Genomic DNA, 18,519 nt, shown 5'->3' with positions numbered 1-18,519 from the left:
TGTTTGCATCAAATGAACAATAGCCTCTTAAACACAAAAAGTGACTAGGAAATCCTAGTCACTTGACGTTATAACCTAATTAATTGTTAAATCGCATTTTTATCCATACCAAGTTTTCGTTGCACCCATTTAACTAATTCAACAATGATAATCATTGAGAAACTACCAACAAAAGTGACTAACCATTGACCTGGTGTTAGTAAGCTAACATGGAAGAATTGATTAAATCCTGGTATTGCAAGTGTTGACAAGAGTAGTAAAAAGGCGATGATAATAGACCAGTTAAAGAGTCTGTTCTTGAATGGACCAACCTTAAAGATGGATTGATAGACTGATTTGACATTATAAGCATGGAATAGCTGAATAAAACCAAGTGTGGCGTAAGCCATCGTTAAGGCATCTGCGTGTATTTCTTGATAAGTGCTATGTTCAGGGAACATAAGAGCAAAACCATAAACACCAAGAACAAGAATAGTTTGAAGGATACCTTGATAGATAATCGCTTCCATCACACCACCAGCAAAGAAACTTGATTTTCTACCGCGTGGTTTGTGACTCATTACTCCCGGTTCAGCCGGTTCAACTCCTAAGGCAATTGCTGGAAGAGTATCTGTCACTAGGTTAATCCATAGCAGATGAACTGGCTGTAACACATCCCAACCAAACAAGGTAGATAAGAAGATAGTTAACACTTCAGCAGTATTCGCTGATAACAAGTACTGAATTGTTTTTTGAATGTTTGAAAAGACTTTTCGTCCTTCTTCAACAGCCACAATAATTGTCGCAAAGTTATCATCAGCAAGAACCATATCAGAAGCACTTTTTGAAACTTCTGTTCCTGTAATCCCCATACCAATACCGATATCTGCTGTTTTAAGTGCTGGCGCATCATTAACCCCGTCACCTGTCATGGCAACAACCTTACCTTGAGTTTGCCAAGCTTTAACAATACGAACTTTATGTTCTGGTGATACCCTGGCATAAACTGAATACTGACTAACCACTTTTTGGAAATCTTCATCGGATAGCTCATTAAGTTCCGCCCCAGTCATAACATGATCAGATGAATCATCAGTAATAATGCCAAGTCGTTTAGCAATCGCTTCAGCGGTATCTTGATGGTCACCAGTAATCATAATTGGTCGAATACCAGCCTCACGCGCTACACGAACAGCTTCTGCTGCCTCAGGTCTTTCTGGGTCAATCATCCCCACCAAACCAGAGAAAACGAGATTGTTTTCAAGAGTTTGTGATTCTAATTGAGGAACTTCTTCTTCATATTTGTATGCCATCATCAAGACACGAAGAGCTTTTTTAGCCAAATCATGGTTAACAGTTAAAATGGTTTCTTTATCTGCATCTGTAATCGGGCGAATATTACCATTCTCCTCAATATGACTCAAGCGTTTCAACAATTGATCGGGAGCCCCTTTAACAGCAACAAAATAGCGTTTGTCTTCTAACCGATGAATGGTAGACATTAATTTTCTTGTTGAATCAAAAGGCATCTCTGCCACGCGAGGCTCGTCTACTAATTTCTCACGAACATCAAAATTTTGATCTAAGCCAAATTGAATGAGGGCAGTTTCTGTTGGGTCACCAATTAAATTACCATCTTGAGCAATCTTGCTATCATTAGCAAAGGTCATAATACGTAAGGTGGTATTATCTTCTGCTAATTTTTCACTTGATGATAGTATTTGACCGTTGGTGTAAATCTTTTCAACAGTCATCTGGTTCATAGTTAGTGTGCCTGTTTTATCAGAAGCGATTATTTCAGTTGAACCAAGTGTTTCTACAGCTGGCAATTTTCTAACAAAGGATTTTCGTTTAGCAAGCACTTGCGTTCCTAGTGATAAAACAACAGTAACAATAGCTGGTAAACCTTCTGGAATCGCAGCAACGGCTAAGGCCACAGAAGTTAATAAACCTTTAAGTGGATCTTGCCCTTTTAAAAAGACGCCAACAATAAAGGTGACCACAGCAATGACTAAAATAATATAGGTCAATACTTTTGATAAATGATTCAAGTTTTGTTTTAAAGGAGTATCTGTTTCATCAGCATCTTGAAGCATCCCTGCAATGTGACCCACTTCGGTAAACATACCGGTGTTTGTCACCACACCTATCCCACGCCCATAAGTAACACTTGAGTTTTGATAAGCCATATTCGCACGGTCACCAATTGGTGCATCTTCTTTTAAGTCAACCTCTAATGACTTTTCAACTGGAACAGATTCACCAGTCAAGCCTGATTCTTCAATCTTAAGAGAATTAGCCTCTAACAATCGCATATCAGCAGGAACAATATCTCCAGCCTCTAATAAAACCACATCCCCAGGTACCAAATCTTTTGAGTCAACCTCAATCACGTGATCATCACGACGGACGCGAGCCACTGGACTAGACATTGATTTTAAGGCATCAATCGCTTCTTCAGCTTTTCCTTCTTGGTAAACCCCAAAGGCAGCATTCAAAATAACAACAGCCATGATGATAATAGCATCGGCCCAATCGTGACCACCAGAAGTAATCACTGATAAAAGTGCTGCAGCAACTAAGATAATAATCATTAAATCTTTAAATTGATCAATAAATTTGGCAAGGACTGATCTTTTTTCTCCCTCATCCAATTCATTACGACCAAACTCAGCCAAGCGTTTTTGTGCTTCTTGATTGGTTAAACCTTCTTTTGAAGAATTTAGAGTCGCTAAAACAGCATTCTCATCTTGGGTATAAAATAACTCACGTTTTTGTTTTTTAGACAAAATTGTTTCCTCCTTTGGTCTTTTTCCATAGAAAAAGACCTGTTTTTTTCAAAACAAGTCTCGCTGTTTAAGATATGGCCGGAAATTTCTTTCGGATTGACGACCATATCACGGTTTAACCGTCTGCTACTCCCTTGATATCTTCTTATTATACAGGAATTTATTTTGAATAACAAGTCAAATGGGGTTAATCAAACCAAAAAAGCGACAATTGATAGGACGCTAAAACAGCTCCGGATTCAACGCCAATTAATAAATCATAATTTAAAAGAATCTTTTGATTGTCCTTATCTAGTGATAAATGATGAGTTTTGGTCGCTAGTTTTTGTAACCCCATAGGTGTTGCAATATTAGCACTGTCATAGTTTTTGTGATGAAACCTCATGATAGAAGTGGGATTGGAGAAACGACTCATAACAAGTTCATTTTCTTTATATTTAATAACTACCTTTTCGTTCTCATTATTAAAATAACTAAAATAGTGTGTTTTGCCTTTTATGACCAATTCACCCTCATATTCTTCAGTAACAACATCAACTTGATCATCAATAGTAACGGTATTTTGTAATTTAATTTTCATTTTATGATATCCTTAATTATTGTTATCTATTGTATCAATTTTAACGAAGCTTAGCAATGACAAAAAGCCTTCTCTTTTACCGGTTAATTCTGGGAGCTATTACGTTTTTTTGTTATAATAGCTTTATGATGGAAAAAATATTTAGAGATCCTGTTCATAACGACATTATTGTCAAAGAACAGATTATTTATGATTTAATTAACACCAAAGAATTTCAACGATTGCGCCGTATCAAACAGCTAGGAACGACCAGTTATACCTTTCATGGTGGCGAACATAGTCGTTTTTCTCATTGTCTTGGTGTTTATGACATTGCAAGACGAATGGCAGAGCGTTTTAATGCTAATTACGAAACCATCTGGCATACTGAGGATACACTATTAACGATTGTATCAGCTCTACTCCACGATATTGGTCATGGGGCATACTCTCACACTTTTGAAGGCTTGTTTGGTACTGACCATGAAGAATTTACCCAAAAAATTGTGACTAGCCCTACTACTGAAATTAATGCTATTCTTCGAAAAGTATCGACAGATTTTCCAGAAAAAGTGGCCAGCGTTATTAATCATACTTACCAGAATAAACAAGTGGTACAACTTATCTCAAGCCAAATTGATGCCGATAGAATGGATTATCTCTTGAGGGATTCATATTTTACTGGCGCTAGCTATGGTGAATTTGATTTAACAAGAATTTTAAGTAGTATTGAACCAACTGAAAATGGTATTATTTTTGATGCAGGCGGACTTCATGCTGTTGAAGACTATATCATTAGTCGTTATCAAATGTATATGCAGGTTTACTTTCACCCTGCTAGCCGAGCTATGGAAGTGCTATTACAAAATCTTCTTAAAAGAGCAAAATTTCTTTACAAAGAACAAAAAGAATTTTTTGAAACAACATCACCACACCTCATTCCTTTTTTTGAACAAGATTTTACTCTTGAAGACTATCTCAGCTTAGATGATGGTGTAATGAATACTTATTTTCAAACATGGATTAACTGTTCAGATCCCATTCTTTCTGACTTAGCTAATCGTTTTGTCAATCGTAAAGTATTCAAATCGATAACCTTTGATAGTAAGGGAAAAACTACGATTGATAGACTAAAAGACATGGTGAACGAAGCCGGCTACGATCCCGACTACTATACAGCCATTCATCGAAATTTTGATTTACCTTATGATGTGTATCGTCCAGACGTCAAAAATCCTAGAACTCAGATTGAAATCAAACAACAAAACGGAGAAATTGTTGAGCTATCAAAACTCTCAACTTTAGTAGCAGCACTTTCTGGTACTATACACGGTGATCAACGCTTTTACTTCCCTAAAGAAATGCTAGGTAGCCAACTAGATATTTCACAAACTAATTAATTATTATCCTTAAAATACCAAAAAATGACTGATGACTATCAGTCATTTTCTATTATAAGAGTAGTCCATGACAAAAAAGAAGATTTTTAGTAATATAGTAGTTGAGTATTTTATAAAAAAAGATATTGGAGTTACAATGACCATTAAACTAATCGCTATCGATATTGATGGCACCTTAGTCAATAGTAAAAAAGAAATTACCGACGAGGTCTATCAAGCTATACAAGAGGCCAAACAAGCTGGCGTTAAAATTGTTATTACAACAGGAAGACCTATTGCTGGAGTCACAAAATTATTGGAGCAACTCAATCTCAACGAAAAGGGTGACTACGTCATTACTTTCAATGGCGGATTAGTTCAAGAAACACTTACTCAAGATGAACTGGTTAAAGAAGGATTAAGCTATGATGACTACCTTGATCTGGAATGGCTGAGTCGTAAATTAGGGGTCCATATGCATGCCATTACAAAAGACGGCATCTATACCGCTAATAAAAATATCGGAAAATATACCGTTCATGAGGCGACTCTGGTTAGCATGCCAGTTTTTTATCGCACACCAGAAGAAATGGCGACTAAAGACATCATCAAAATCATGTTTATTGATGAACCTGAGATTTTAAATCAAGCTATCGCAAATATTCCTGAAAGATTCCAAAAAAAATACGGCTTAGTTAAATCACAGCCCTTCTATTTAGAAGTTGTTAATAAAAAAGTCAGTAAAGGCAATGCCATTATTCATTTGGCTGAAAAATTGGGGATTGCGATGGAGGAAACCATGGCTATTGGTGATGAGGAAAATGACCGTGCAATGTTAGAAGTTGTCGCTAATCCTGTTGTGATGGCAAATGGTAACCCAAATCTTAAAAAAATAGCCAAATACATTACTAAATCAAACGAAGAAAGTGGCGTAGCTTATGCCATACGTCAATGGGTATTAAAATAATGTTAACCTATAAAATTGGACTATCACCAAAAGAACATGACGACTTTGTCAAAAATAGTCCACAAACCAACCTCTTACAAAGCAGTCAGTGGTCCAAAGTAAAAGATAACTGGGACAATGACATTATTGGTTTTTATAGAGCCGAACAATTAGTTGCCAGTGCTGCTGTTTTAATCAAACAGTTACCACTTGGAATGACCATGTTATATATCCCTAGAGGTCCAGTGATGGATTATACCGACAAAGATTTGGTCCGTTTTGTCATCTCGTCACTTAAAAAATATGGAAAAACCAAAAAAGCACTTTTTATTAAATTTGATCCAGCTATCTTATTACGTCAGTACCATCTCGGTGAAGAGGCTAAAGATAATCAAGAAACCCTTGAAATCATCTCAACACTTGAGCTGGCAGGTGCTTCATGGAGTGGCTGTACCACAAAAATTGATGACAGTATTCAACCGCGCTTTCAAGCCAATGTCTATACACAAAAAGATATCGAACAAAGCTTCCCCAAACATACCAAAAGGCTGTTAAAAAAAGCTAACAGCCGTGGTGTGATTACTTATAGGGGAACAAAAGATAATATTGATGCTTTTGCTGAGGTTGTTGCTATAACCGAAGAAAGAAAAGGCGTAGCTCTTCGTAACAAAGAGTATTTCAAAAAAATGATGACAATCTTTGGTGATGATGCCTACCTCCACCTAGCAAAAGTCAATTTGAAACAGGGCCTTTCTGATTATGAAGAACAACTAAAAGCTATTAATGAACAGATTGCTCAAACCCAACCTCACCAAAAGAAACGATTAAACAAATTAACAGACCAAAAAGAATCTGTTAGTAAATACATTGCTGAATTTAGAGAGTTTGTCACAAAATACCCTGATGAATTAGTGATTGCAGGTATTTTATCCATTCGTTTTGGAAATGTCATGGAAATGCTATATGCTGGAATGAATGATGAATTCAAGAGTTTCTTCCCACAATATACCCTATACCCAAAAGTCTTTGAAGATGCCTACCAAGATGGCATTATCTGGGCTAATATGGGTGGAATTGAAGGAACTCTCGATGATGGCTTAACAAAATTCAAGTCTAATTTTAATCCTATGATTGAAGAATATATTGGTGAATTTGATATCCCTGTCAATTCTATTTTATACGGATTATCAAAAAAAGCCTATCAAATACGCAAACAAATGAGGAGTAAGCATTAATGGCCTTTACCGAACTCACAAAAGAAGAATTTCGTCACCACATCGAATCAGTCAGCTACAAATCATTTATGCAATCAGAAGAAATGGCTACGCTCTTTAGAAAAAGAGGTTATGAGGTTTCATACGTTGGTTTAAAAGTTGAACAAGACATCAAAGTGTCTGCACTAGTCTATATGATTCCAATGACTGGTGGTCTTCATATGGAAATCAACAGTGGTCCTGTTTCCTCAGATATGCATTTTTTATCAGATTTTTATCAAGGTTTAACCACCTTTGCTAAACAAAAAGGGGCGCTTGAATTAATTGTTAAACCCTTTGATACCTATCAAACCTTTGATAGTGATGGTAAACCAACAAGTAAACCCAAAAAAGAATTGATTGAAACACTAACCAATTTGGGTTACCACCATGATGGTTTGTTGACAGGCTACCCGGGCGGTGAGCCAGACTGGCACTATGTAAAAGATCTTAATGACATAACAAGTGATAATCTGATAAACTCCTTTAGCAAAAAAGGAAAACCACTTGTTAAGAAAGCAAAAACATTCGGAATTAACTTGAAAAAATTGAAACGTGAAGAGCTTCATCTATTCAAAGAGATAACTCTCTCTACTTCTGAAAAATATGGAAATGTTGACAAACCCCTTGATTATTATGAAGATTTCTTTGATAGTTTTAAAGATAAAGCAGAGTTTATGGTAGCGACGCTAAATTTCAACACCTATCTTAAACGTCTTAATCAAGATCAGGAAAAATTGAAAACAAAAGTAGAACAACTCCACCAACGCTTTGAAAAAACACCATCAACAAAGACACAAAACAAACTTTCCGAATTAAAAGAACAAATTAAAACATTTGACATTCGAAAAAAAGAAGCCAAACAATTTATTTCTGAATATGGTGATCAAGAAGTTGTTCTAGCAGGTAGTCTATTTATTTATACCAAGCAAGAAGCTGTTTACCTCTTTAGTGGCTCATATCCTGCCTTCAACAAGTTTTATGCACCAGCACTTCTACAAGAATATGTTATGTTAGAAGCTATCAAAAAACAAATTCCTCTGTATAATTTCCTTGGTATTACTGGAGATTTTGAAAAAGAAGATGGTGTTTTAAGATTTAAACAAAATTTCAATGGCTATATTACTCGTAAAATGGGAACATTTAGATATTACCCAATCCCATTAAAATTTAAGTTACTGCAAGGAATTAAGAAGATTCTAGGCAGATAAGCAAAATAAAACACTTGCACTAGTGCAAGTGTTTTATTGATGATATCATTATTTATCAAATTCAAGAAGTGCCAAAAAGCTATCTGCTTGAAGTGATGCTCCTCCGACTAAAGCGCCATCCACATCAGGGCAAGCCATGTAATCAGCAATATTTTCAGGCTTAACAGAACCACCATATTGGACACGTACTTTGTCAGCTACTGCTTGACCAAAGTCAGCAGCAACCACTTCACGAACTGCTTGACACATCTTTTGAGCATCATCTTTAGTAGCTGATTTACCAGTACCGATTGCCCAAATTGGTTCATAAGCAATGACTAATGAAGCCACTTGTTCGTCAGACAATCCTTTTAATGCTGCAGAAACTTGAGCACCAACAAATTCAACTGCTTTACCAGCTTCATAAGTTTCAAGTGTTTCACCACAACAAATAATTGGTGTCATCTTATTGTTAAAAATAGCAAGTGCTTTTTTATTGATGTCTTCATCAGTTTCATGGAAATATTCGCGACGCTCTGAATGACCAATAATAACATAATCCATTCCCATATCAGAGAGAACTTTAGGACTTGTTTCACCAGTAAAAGCTCCCGCATCTTCAAAATAAGTATTTTGTGCAGCGACTTTTAATTGACTACCTTTGCTTGCTTCTTTAACACTATGAAGTAAAACTGGCGAAGCACCGATAACAGACTCTACCACTTCATTTGAAGGCAAGTTATTTTTCACAGCATTTACAAAATCTACTGCTTCTTGCACATTTTTATTCATTTTCCAGTTTCCTGCAATAATTGGTTTACGTGACATTTCACTACCTCTTCTTTCTTTATTTACATTGTATATTATATCACATTTTAAGAATCTTTAAAAGATTTATCTGATCACAACAGAAAAAAGCCCTATCAAGATAGAGCTTTTTTTATTTGTTGTCTGACAAATAATTGTTATCTGGGAACTTAATTTCTTAAGCTTCGATTTCTGAAACGATACCTGAACCAACAGTACGTCCACCCTCACGGATTGAGAATGTTGTACCTTGTTCTACGGCGATTGGGTGAATCAATTCAACATCGATAGTCACGTTATCACCAGGCATAACCATTTCTGTACCTGCAGGAAGTTCGATTGAACCTGTTACGTCAGTTGTACGGAAGTAGAATTGTGGACGGTAGTTGTTAAAGAATGGAGTGTGACGTCCGCCTTCTTCTTTAGAAAGGATATACACTTCGCCTTTAAATTTAGTATGTGGGTTGATTGAACCTGGTTTAGAGATAACTTGTCCACGTTCAATTTCATCACGTTGGATACCACGAAGAAGAACACCAACGTTGTCTCCTGCAAGACCTTCGTCAAGTTGTTTACGGAACATTTCAACTCCAGTAACAACTGCTTTAGTTTTATCTTCTTTAATACCAACGATTTCGATTTCGTCGTTAACACGAACAGTACCACGGTCGATACGTCCTGATGCTACAGTACCACGTCCAGTGATTGAGAATACGTCCTCAACTGGAAGAAGAAGTGGTTTGTCAGTATCACGTTCTGGTTCTGGGATATACTCATCAACAGTTTTCATCAATTCCATGATAACATCTTCTGCTGCTGAATCACCTTCAAGAGCTTTAAGAGCTGAACCTTGAATGACTGGAAGATCGTCTCCTGGGAATCCATATTCTGACAATAGGTCACGGATTTCCATTTCAACTAATTCAAGCAATTCTTCATCATCAACAAGGTCAACTTTGTTCATGAAAACAATAAGGTGTTGAACACCTACTTGGCGTGAAAGAAGGATATGCTCACGAGTTTGTGGCATTGGTCCATCAGTTGAAGCCACAACAAGAATAGCTCCGTCCATTTGAGCAGCACCAGTGATCATGTTTTTAACGTAGTCCGCGTGTCCTGGGGCATCAATATGCGCATAGTGACGAGATTCAGTTTCGTACTCAACGTGAGCAGTATTGATAGTGATTCCGCGTTCGCGTTCTTCTGGAGCAGCATCAATAGAAGCATAGTCTTTAGGCTGGTTTACAGCACTAGGAAGACGACGTGCAAGTACAGTTGTAATTGCTGCAGTTAGGGTAGTTTTACCATGGTCAACGTGTCCAATTGTACCAATGTTAACATGGGGTTTACTACGATCGTATTTTTCTTTTGCCATTTAGGAAAAGCCTCCAATAAAATATATTTTATAGATAGACCATACTTACACAGTCTAACTTTACCCTACTATTTTAACAAATTACAGCGAAAAAGCAAGCTTTTTATGACTCTTTTGCCAATTTCTTTATTTTGTTAGGTGATGATAAGGTCTGATTTCTACCGTTTGTCCAATATTAGAAGCATAAATCCATTCTTTATTTTTCAACGCCTCAAAATTCTCGGAGCGTCCAGTTAAAATAACTCCTGAAAATTTAGCAGTTTTACTGTCGGGATTATTACTAATAAAATTTTGAACATCTTCTTTGACATCAAAATAGTTATTTTTATCAGTGTTCATTTTTTCTTCAGTAAAATTTGAATTACCTTCTGTTTCCTCTAACGAGTCGTTTTCCCTACTATAATTCCCTGAAATCCATTGATTATATAGTCCTGATTTCAAGTATTTTATAAAACTATTGTAGATTTCTTCAAATGGCACTTCTTTTGATTCTTTATAGATTTGTTGATAGTCAGTCATTCCAAATAAATCTTTTGGCTGAAAGTTAACCGTATCAAGGTCACTAGTGGTACCAATCCAGTACCAATTAATCATTAAATTATCAGGTATCATTGTCTTGATTTCATCATAGGTATAGGGTTTATCAAAAGTAATGGCAACCTCAACTGCTTCTCCATTTAAATCAGAGACATAAGTAATATCTTGGGTCAGCTGATTGTAGCTATCTTCATTGTAATTGAAATTAATATTATAGAAACGAGGAACTTTATAGTGACTACCGTGGGTATAACTTGACTGACCATTATCACCTTCTAATAAGTATTCACTATCATTATTGTTATCAAGATTTCCTCCCAATGAATAGTATCCTTGATAAGGTTCAAAAGGAACTTCAATACCATCTATATTCTTATAACGATGTGATTCAAAAACACCTGCAAATTGACTTGTCACATTAAAATGCCAATTACTATAATCGATATTTGGATAAGCAATCTCTGAAAGTAAAAGATAGCGATCCTTTATGTCTTCACCGTGAGTTTTTGTTAGTTCATTCAATCCTTTGTAGCCTATAATTAATAGGACAAATATAGCTAAAATACTCGCACCTACTGTTTTAATAAACTGCCTACGTTTATTTTTTTTAACAATTTTTTCAAAGATAATTGTTTCCATTTGAATACCCCTTCTTTTCCAATAACATTTTTAATTTTTGGCGTCCCCGATGCAAATTCGTCTTGACTTGCGATTGAGTCATCCCAAGAATTTTTGCTGATTCTTTAATGCTAAATCCCTGAAAGTAAAAACAGTCCAAAACCAGCTGATAGCGCTCATCCAATTCCTCAATAGCTTCGTACAAATAAGCATAACTAGTATCATCATAAGGAAGTAAGTCTTTATCACTAAAGAAAGCTTTTTGAACAAGCTCATGATATTTTTTATCTCGTCTATAGCGATCAATGTATAATCTAATGGCTGATCGATAAAACCAGGAACGTAATTTATCAAAAGGGAGGACAATATCAGTTTCAAGTAACTTCACCAAAATATCTTGTGTAATATCAAGACTATCTTCTTTTGAAATGGCTGACTTTCTCAGATAAAAACTAACTTCTCTTGCAATTTTTATCAACTCAGTCTCATAAGCATCTAGTTTTATTATCCTCACCTCCTCTCACTAATATAACGAATAAGATGACCTAAAAGTTACAATGATTAAAAAAAAATCTGCTCAAGGCAGATTTCATTATTGGTAGTATGTATCATCATAGTAAGTGTCATCAACATCTTCATAACTTTCTTCAATTTCTCGATAGATGTCATCTCGTTTTTCATTGGCATCAATATTTAAAACCAAACCAATGGCAACAGATAAAACCAAGAGACTATTTCCTCCTTGTGATAGGAATGGAAAAGTCACCCCAGTTGATGGAATTAAACCAGAAATCCCTCCCACATTGACAAAAACCTGTGTTAATAATAAACCACCTACACCAAGTGATAAAATGGAATTAAATGCATTCTTAGATTTTATTCCTACTAAAAGAATTCTTAGAATTAAGAAAAATACTAAAGCTAGAATCAATCCTGCTCCAATCAAACCAAGTTCTTCAATAACAATTGAAAAGACAAAGTCAGTATGGGCTTCTGGTAAGTAGCCTTTTTTTTCGATAGAGTTCCCAAGTCCACGACCAAACCAGCCACCATTACTCATTGCATAATAAGAATTGGCAAGTTGCAAACCAGATCCTTGAGCATCTTGAAAAGGATCAAAGAAGGCTGAAAATCGTGAGGCAATATAGCCAAAAATAGGAATTTTCTCAATAGTTTCAACACCGACAATACCGATAAATCCTAATATTGCTGCTGAAACAGCTGTTAACGTTGTTAAGACTGCTGAAAACCACTTATAACCAATACCACTAACACTATACATCAAAATCGCTGTTAATAAAATAATGGTTGCATTACCAAGGTCAGGCATAGCCACAACAAGAGCGATTAAAGCAAATGAAACAAAGCGCCAGTCTACAAAACTTCTTGGTAAGAGATAGCCTTTTGTCAATGCTTGATAATCATATGTTTCAATCGCTTCTTGTTCCTTAGAAAAACTAAAAGCTAAATACCAGACCATCAAGAATTTTAAATATTCAGCAGGCTGAAATGTAATGGGACCCACAGAAATCCAACCATATGCCCCATTCACACGTGGAAAAAACCTTGCCGCTATTAGCAAGATCATCTCGACAAAAAGAGCAAATCGTAATAAGGGACCATTTTTTAAAAAATTTAATTTTAAACGGTAAATAAAGGTGATAGCAGCCAAACTAAGCACCAAAAATAAACTTTGATTTCTCACTAAACTAAAGGGACTAATACCTTCTTGGATCAAGTTAGCACTCGTTGTTGAATAAACTATAATTAAACCAATGATAGATAAGGCTAGATAAGGTAATAAAATAGAATAGTTTAAGAGATGTCTTTTATCAATTTTCATATTTTCTCCTAAAAGTGACAAATTGTATGAGCATTATATCATTTTTAACCCTCAAATGCTATGTTCTATGATGTACCAAAATTAAGCCTTGTGAGAACTAAGAAGACTTTAGCCTGAATTTCTAAGACCAGTCGCAATACCATTGATGGTGATGTGGATTTGTTTTTCTTCTGCTTCACTTAGTTCACCTCGTCTCATCCGATTAATCAGTTCGATTTGAACATAATTCAAAACATTAAAGTAAGGTAGACGATAGTCTAAACTAGCTTTCAAATAAGGATTATCTTCTAGTAACTCTTCACGTTTTTCAATAGCTAAAATGGTATTCTTTGTTAATTGCCATTCATCTAAAATGGTATGATAGATATCTCTAATATGGTCATCTTCACACATTTGTGCATAACGAAAAGCAATATTCATATTAGATTTTGAAAGCACCATATCAACATTTGATAAGAGAGATCTAAAGAATGGCCATCTCTCATACATCATCTGTAATTTTTCAAGATTACCTTCTTTTTTGTCGATAAAATGTTTAAAGCTTGTGCCAACACCATACCAACCAGGGAACATCACACGATTTTGAGACCAAGAAAAGACCCATGGAATAGCTCTTAAACCGCTAATCTCAGTAATTGTTTTTCTCGCTGCTGGTCTAGAACCGATGTTTAAACTTGAGATTTCTCGAATAGGGCTCGCAGCAAAAAAGTAATCGTAAAAGTTCGGATGACCAAAGACCAATCGACGATAACTATGGTAGCTATCCTCAACAACAGCATCCATAATCTCTCGATACTCTTCTAATTCCGTTTGGTCAACAATTAACTGTGTCGCCATACGATTTAACGTTGCTGACATCAGCATCTCTAGATTGTAATAGGCAGCATCTTTATTACCATATTTGTTTCCAATCACTTCCCCTTGTTCTGTCACACGAATATGATCGTTGATGGTTCCAAAAGGTTGTGAGGTAATAGCTTCATAAGAAGGGCCTCCTCCGCGACCAACTGTTCCTCCGCGACCATGGAAAAAGGTGATTTTTGCTTTATTTTTCTTACCGACTTCAGTTAATTCTTTTTGGGCTTTGTAAAGTGTCCAAACAGAAGATAAGTAACCACCATCTTTATTACTGTCAGAATAACCTAGCATAATTTCCTGGTAGCGGTTGTTATGTTCTAGCCATTTTTTGACCAGATCAATTGAAAGATATTCTTCCATAATTTGAGGGGACTTATTTAAATCCTCAATTGTTTCAAAAAGAGGGACAATCTGAACACGTGCTTTCTCATTATCAATCAATCCCACTTCTTTTAATAAGACAGCCAACTCAAGCAAATCAGATACTGTTTCAGAGTGAGAAATAATATGTTGTTTAATAATGTCTTCACCCATTTTATCTTTCAATTCTTTAGCCATTTGAAAAATAGCTAATTCTTTTTCAAGACTTGGAGATTTTGGATAATGGGTGGCGGACAAAATACGAGGATCTTGTGTTAATTGTTGTAACAACAACTGACACTTTTCAGTTTCAGATAATTCACTATAGTTAGAGACGATGTTAGCTGTTTTTAATAATTCAGCAACACTTGCCTCATGTACGCTTGAATCTTGACGCATATCGATACTGGCTAGATAAAAACCAAAAATATCAACGGCCTGTAATAATTCCCCAAAATCACCTTTAATTAAATTATCTCCATTATTAACTAACAAGGAGTCTTTGATAACTAGTAAGTCTTGTTCAAACTCAGTCACATTGTCATAAAAAGGAGAGATTTTTTTATCTTCTGTCAAATAAGTTAAGGTATTTTGCAATTTTAATTGAATATAGTGAAAAGCTCTTCGATAAGGTTCTTTTTCTCGAAATTCGGATTTATCTGTTGAACACGCTGCTAATTCTTCTAATTCTTTTGATGTTTTAGAAATGGTTACAGAAATTGAGAACAAGCTATATAAAGACTGAACTTTCTCAATGTAATAATTCAAAATAACTTCTGCTTGAGTTATCGCTGAAAGACGTAGGGTTTGTGCTGTAACATAAGGATTACCATCACGGTCTCCTCCAATCCACATTCCCATTGTGATGGGTTTTGGGTGTTCAAGAATGACACCTCTTTGTCTAGCAAGTCGTTTGTATTCAGAGACCAAGTCAGTAATGGCAACAATTAACGATCTGTCATAGTAGCCAGTGACATTTCTAATTTCGTTTTTAACTTTTAGTTTTTTCTCACGAATAATATCCGATTGCATAATCATCTCGATATGACGACGAAGATCATCAATCCACTTCTCGCTATCAAGTAAACCATCTTTTGTATCCCTATGTTGTCTTAATAAAAGATAAATCTCATAGGTCAAATCTAACATCGATTGACGTTGAACCTGAGTTGGATGAGCCGTTAAGACGGGAACAACATTTAGATTTTCTAATATTTCCTGTCCTTGTTCATTGGCTAAAACATCTTCAATAGCTAAAGAAAGCTTTCCTAAATAATCTCTTTTAGTATTGTTTTGATAGTTAACTTCATATGCTAAATCAACATCTTCAGCAATATTTATTAATAAAGGGAGAATAGAAAAATAACGAGAAACAATTTCCGTCTCTTCTGTCGTTAAACCAGAAATAGCCTGTTCTAAAGCTTGATAATCATGGCGAATAGATAATTTAGCCAATGATTTAATCGTTTCAAAAGAGTCATTTCCCACCATTTGGCGAGTAACGTCTTCAAGCAAGTTGGTTAAAACAATCACATCTTCATTGATTTGTTCTTTATTGTTTCTACTTTCTAGTTTTCTAATAACCACTATTTCTACTCCTGCCCTATTTTTCTATTAACTATCATATCATTTTACCAAAAAAAGTAAACCAAAGAGAGAGCCCTTCTAATTCTTTTTAAAAATAAGATACAAGATTCACTCTCTTCTTACTTTTTTGTTATACTAGTTCTAACAAAAAGGAGGTTAGCAATGGAACAAAAGAAACGTTCAGAATTCTCTGAAAATGAGCTTTGGGATCTAACAGCTCTCTATAAAGACAGAGAAGATTTTATCAATGCTGTTGAAAAAGCCCTTGAGGAGATTAAACAATTTTCACTCAATTATAAAGATAATTTACATACCGTAGATGACTTTACAGAAGCCCTAATGGTATTAGAACAAATTTATATTCAAATCAGTCATATCAGCACTTACTCTTTCATGCCTCAAACCACTGATTTCAACAATGAAGAATTTGCTCAAATCGCTCAAATTGGTAGTGATTTCACAACAAAAGCAGCCGTTCTTCTGAATTTCTTTGAAAATGAGTTGGTAATGGCAGATAATACTATCTTGGAAAGATTGGAACAAAACCCTTACTTTAGTGCCTATATTCGTGAAGCAAAAATCAAGAAAAAACACTATCTTGAGCCTGCTGTCGAAAAAACCTTAGCTAATCTTGGCGAAATTTTTAACAGCCCGCAAGATATTTATACCAAAATGCGAGCGAGTGACTTTGCCATGTCCAGTTTTACTGTGGAAGACAAAACCTACTCTAATAGTTTTATTACTTATGAAAATATTTATCAAAACCATGAAAATGCTGAGGTTAGGCAAAAGGCATTTCGTTCTTTTTCAGAAGGTCTAAGACAACATCAACATACCGCTGCCGCAAGCTATTTGGCACAAGTTAGATCTGAAAAAATCATAGCCGATATGCGTGGTTATAACTCCGTATTTGACTATCTATTGGCTGAACAAGAAGTTGATCGTCCCATGTTTGACCGTCAAATTGACTTAATTATGACTGAGTTTGCTCCAATTGCTCAACGATATATCAAACATGTCGCTAAGGTGAATGGGATTGATAAGATGACTTTTGCTGATTGGAAACTTGATCTTGATGCCAAAATGAATCCAGAAGTATCTATTGAGGATGCTTATGACCTAGTAATGAAATCAACAGCACCTCTTGGTGAAGAATACCAAAAAGAAATTGCTCGCTATCAAACTGAGCGTTGGGTTGATTTTGCTGCAAATAGTGGTAAGGACTCAGGTGGTTATGCTGCCGATCCTTATAAGGTTCATCCTTATGTTTTGATGAGCTGGACAGGAAAAATGAGTGACGTCTATACGCTCATCCATGAAATCGGACACTCAGGCCAATTTATTTTTTCTGATAATCACCAAAGTTACTTTAATACTCATATGTCAACCTACTATGTTGAAGCTCCTTCTACACTGAATGAACTATTATTAAGTGACTACCTTGAACAACAATTTGATCACCCTAAGCAAAAACGTTTTGCTCTAGCACACCGCTTAACAGATACCTACTTCCATAATTTCATTACCCATCTCTTAGAAGCAGCCTTTCAGCGTAAAGTCTATACTCTTATCGATGAAGGAAAAACCTTTGGTGCAGAGACACTCAATCAACTGATGGCATCTGTTTTAAAAGAATTTTGGGGGGATGCTCTTATTATTGATGAAAACGCAGCTTTAACTTGGATGCGACAAAGTCATTATTATATGGGACTTTATAGCTACACTTATTCAGCTGGACTTGTCATCTCAACTGTTGGTTATTTAAATATCAAAAATAATTCCAATGGTGCTAAAGAGTGGTTAGATTTCTTAAAATCAGGAGGAAGTCAAACACCACTTGAAACAGCCAAAATAATTGGAGCAGATATTGCAACAGAAAAGCCCCTAAGACAAACAATTTCATTTTTAGATGAAACTGTTAACCAAATCATCAAATACAGTAAGGAGTTAGAAAATGACTAAACTATCAGATTTTACTGTAAAAACAATTACAAATGAGGATTTTAGTCTATCTGAATTCGATGGCAAAGTAACCTTAATTGTAAACACGGCCACAAAATGTGGACTTACCCCTCAATACAGTAGCTTACAGGCACTTTATGAGCGTTTCCACGATCAAGGTTTTGAGATTTTAGATTTCCCGTGTAATCAGTTTAAAAATCAGGCTTCAGAAGATATTTCGGATATCGATCACTTCTGCCAATTAAACTACAACACCTCATTTTATCGTTTTAACAAAATCAAAGTGAATGGTAAAGATGCTCACCCACTTTATCAATGGTTAAAGAATGAGAAAAAAGGACCTTTTGGTAAGGCCATTGAATGGAATTTTGCTAAATTTCTTGTTGATAGAAATGGAAATGTTGTTGAACGTTTTTCTTCTAAAACAGAGCCAGAATCAATGATTGAAACGATTGAAAACTATTTGTAATTCTGTTG

13 protein-coding genes and 1 pseudogene are annotated in these 18,519 nt (G+C 35.5%); 6 read left to right on the top strand and 8 right to left on the bottom strand.

Annotated features, from left to right (window positions below; all coding sequences use genetic code 11):
- Positions 1–86: 86 nt before the first annotated feature.
- The gene (locus JHK62_RS00755) at positions 87–2,768 is read right to left on the bottom strand and encodes a calcium-translocating P-type ATPase, PMCA-type (protein ID WP_199574778.1); all 2,682 of its coding nucleotides are present in this window, start codon (positions 2,766–2,768) and stop codon (positions 87–89) included.
- A gap of 187 nt (positions 2,769–2,955) precedes the next feature.
- Complete coding sequence (locus JHK62_RS00750; protein WP_199574777.1) at positions 2,956–3,348, bottom strand: YwiB family protein; 393 nt, start codon at positions 3,346–3,348, stop codon at positions 2,956–2,958.
- A gap of 125 nt (positions 3,349–3,473) precedes the next feature.
- Here JHK62_RS00750 and JHK62_RS00745 point away from each other — a divergent pair.
- The 4 genes and pseudogenes from JHK62_RS00745 to JHK62_RS00730 all read left to right on the top strand — a co-directional run.
- Positions 3,474–4,694, top strand: a pseudogene (locus JHK62_RS00745) (HD domain-containing protein); the annotation flags it as partial.
- A gap of 169 nt (positions 4,695–4,863) precedes the next feature.
- Entirely contained in the window at positions 4,864–5,673 is an 810-nt protein-coding gene (gene yidA / locus JHK62_RS00740) for a sugar-phosphatase (protein WP_199575229.1), read from the top strand.
- The gene (locus JHK62_RS00735; protein ID WP_199574775.1) at positions 5,673–6,887 is read left to right on the top strand and encodes an aminoacyltransferase; all 1,215 of its coding nucleotides are present in this window, start codon (positions 5,673–5,675) and stop codon (positions 6,885–6,887) included. Before yidA ends, JHK62_RS00735 begins: the two co-directional genes overlap by 1 nt.
- Positions 6,887–8,116 carry an aminoacyltransferase gene (locus JHK62_RS00730; protein WP_199574774.1) on the top strand — a complete coding sequence of 410 codons (1,230 nt, stop codon included), beginning with the start codon at positions 6,887–6,889 and terminating at the stop codon, positions 8,114–8,116. The genes JHK62_RS00735 and JHK62_RS00730 overlap by 1 nt, the downstream gene beginning before the upstream one ends.
- Positions 8,117–8,164: 48 nt before the next feature.
- On the opposite strand, the gene tpiA is transcribed toward JHK62_RS00730, so the two are convergent.
- From tpiA to ppc, 6 genes are all read right to left on the bottom strand, one after another.
- Entirely contained in the window at positions 8,165–8,923 is a 759-nt protein-coding gene (gene tpiA / locus JHK62_RS00725) for a triose-phosphate isomerase (RefSeq protein ID WP_199574773.1), read from the bottom strand.
- A gap of 157 nt (positions 8,924–9,080) precedes the next feature.
- On the bottom strand, positions 9,081–10,277 hold the full coding sequence (tuf, locus tag JHK62_RS00720) for an elongation factor Tu (RefSeq protein WP_199574772.1): 1,197 nt from the start codon (positions 10,275–10,277) through the stop codon (positions 9,081–9,083).
- A gap of 126 nt (positions 10,278–10,403) precedes the next feature.
- A complete protein-coding gene (locus JHK62_RS00715) occupies positions 10,404–11,453 on the bottom strand; it encodes an anti sigma factor C-terminal domain-containing protein (protein WP_199574771.1) in 1,050 nt (349 codons plus the stop codon).
- Positions 11,434–11,946, bottom strand: a complete 513-nt coding sequence (locus JHK62_RS00710) for a sigma-70 family RNA polymerase sigma factor (protein ID WP_199574770.1) — start codon at positions 11,944–11,946, stop codon at positions 11,434–11,436. The genes JHK62_RS00715 and JHK62_RS00710 overlap by 20 nt, the downstream gene beginning before the upstream one ends.
- A gap of 78 nt (positions 11,947–12,024) precedes the next feature.
- Positions 12,025–13,275 (bottom strand): cell division peptidoglycan polymerase FtsW, encoded by a 1,251-nt coding sequence (ftsW, locus tag JHK62_RS00705; protein WP_199574769.1) that lies wholly within the window; start codon positions 13,273–13,275, stop codon positions 12,025–12,027.
- A 108-nt stretch (positions 13,276–13,383) separates the two neighbouring features.
- Entirely contained in the window at positions 13,384–16,080 is a 2,697-nt protein-coding gene (gene ppc, locus JHK62_RS00700; RefSeq protein ID WP_199574768.1) for a phosphoenolpyruvate carboxylase, read from the bottom strand.
- A 162-nt stretch (positions 16,081–16,242) separates the two neighbouring features.
- On the opposite strand from ppc, the gene pepF reads away from it, so the two are divergent.
- Together pepF and JHK62_RS00690 are read left to right on the top strand one after the other, a co-directional pair.
- Positions 16,243–18,042, top strand: a complete 1,800-nt coding sequence (gene pepF, locus JHK62_RS00695) for an oligoendopeptidase F (protein WP_199574767.1) — start codon at positions 16,243–16,245, stop codon at positions 18,040–18,042.
- Positions 18,035–18,511 carry a glutathione peroxidase gene (locus tag JHK62_RS00690; protein ID WP_199574766.1) on the top strand — a complete coding sequence of 159 codons (477 nt, stop codon included), beginning with the start codon at positions 18,035–18,037 and terminating at the stop codon, positions 18,509–18,511. The genes pepF and JHK62_RS00690 overlap by 8 nt, the downstream gene beginning before the upstream one ends.
- Positions 18,512–18,519 lie beyond the last annotated feature (8 nt).

The organism is Streptococcus pacificus (assembly GCF_016481305.1).
GTDB lineage: Bacteria > Bacillota > Bacilli > Lactobacillales > Streptococcaceae > Streptococcus > Streptococcus pacificus.
This window is presented reverse-complemented; position numbering and strand designations above follow the sequence as displayed.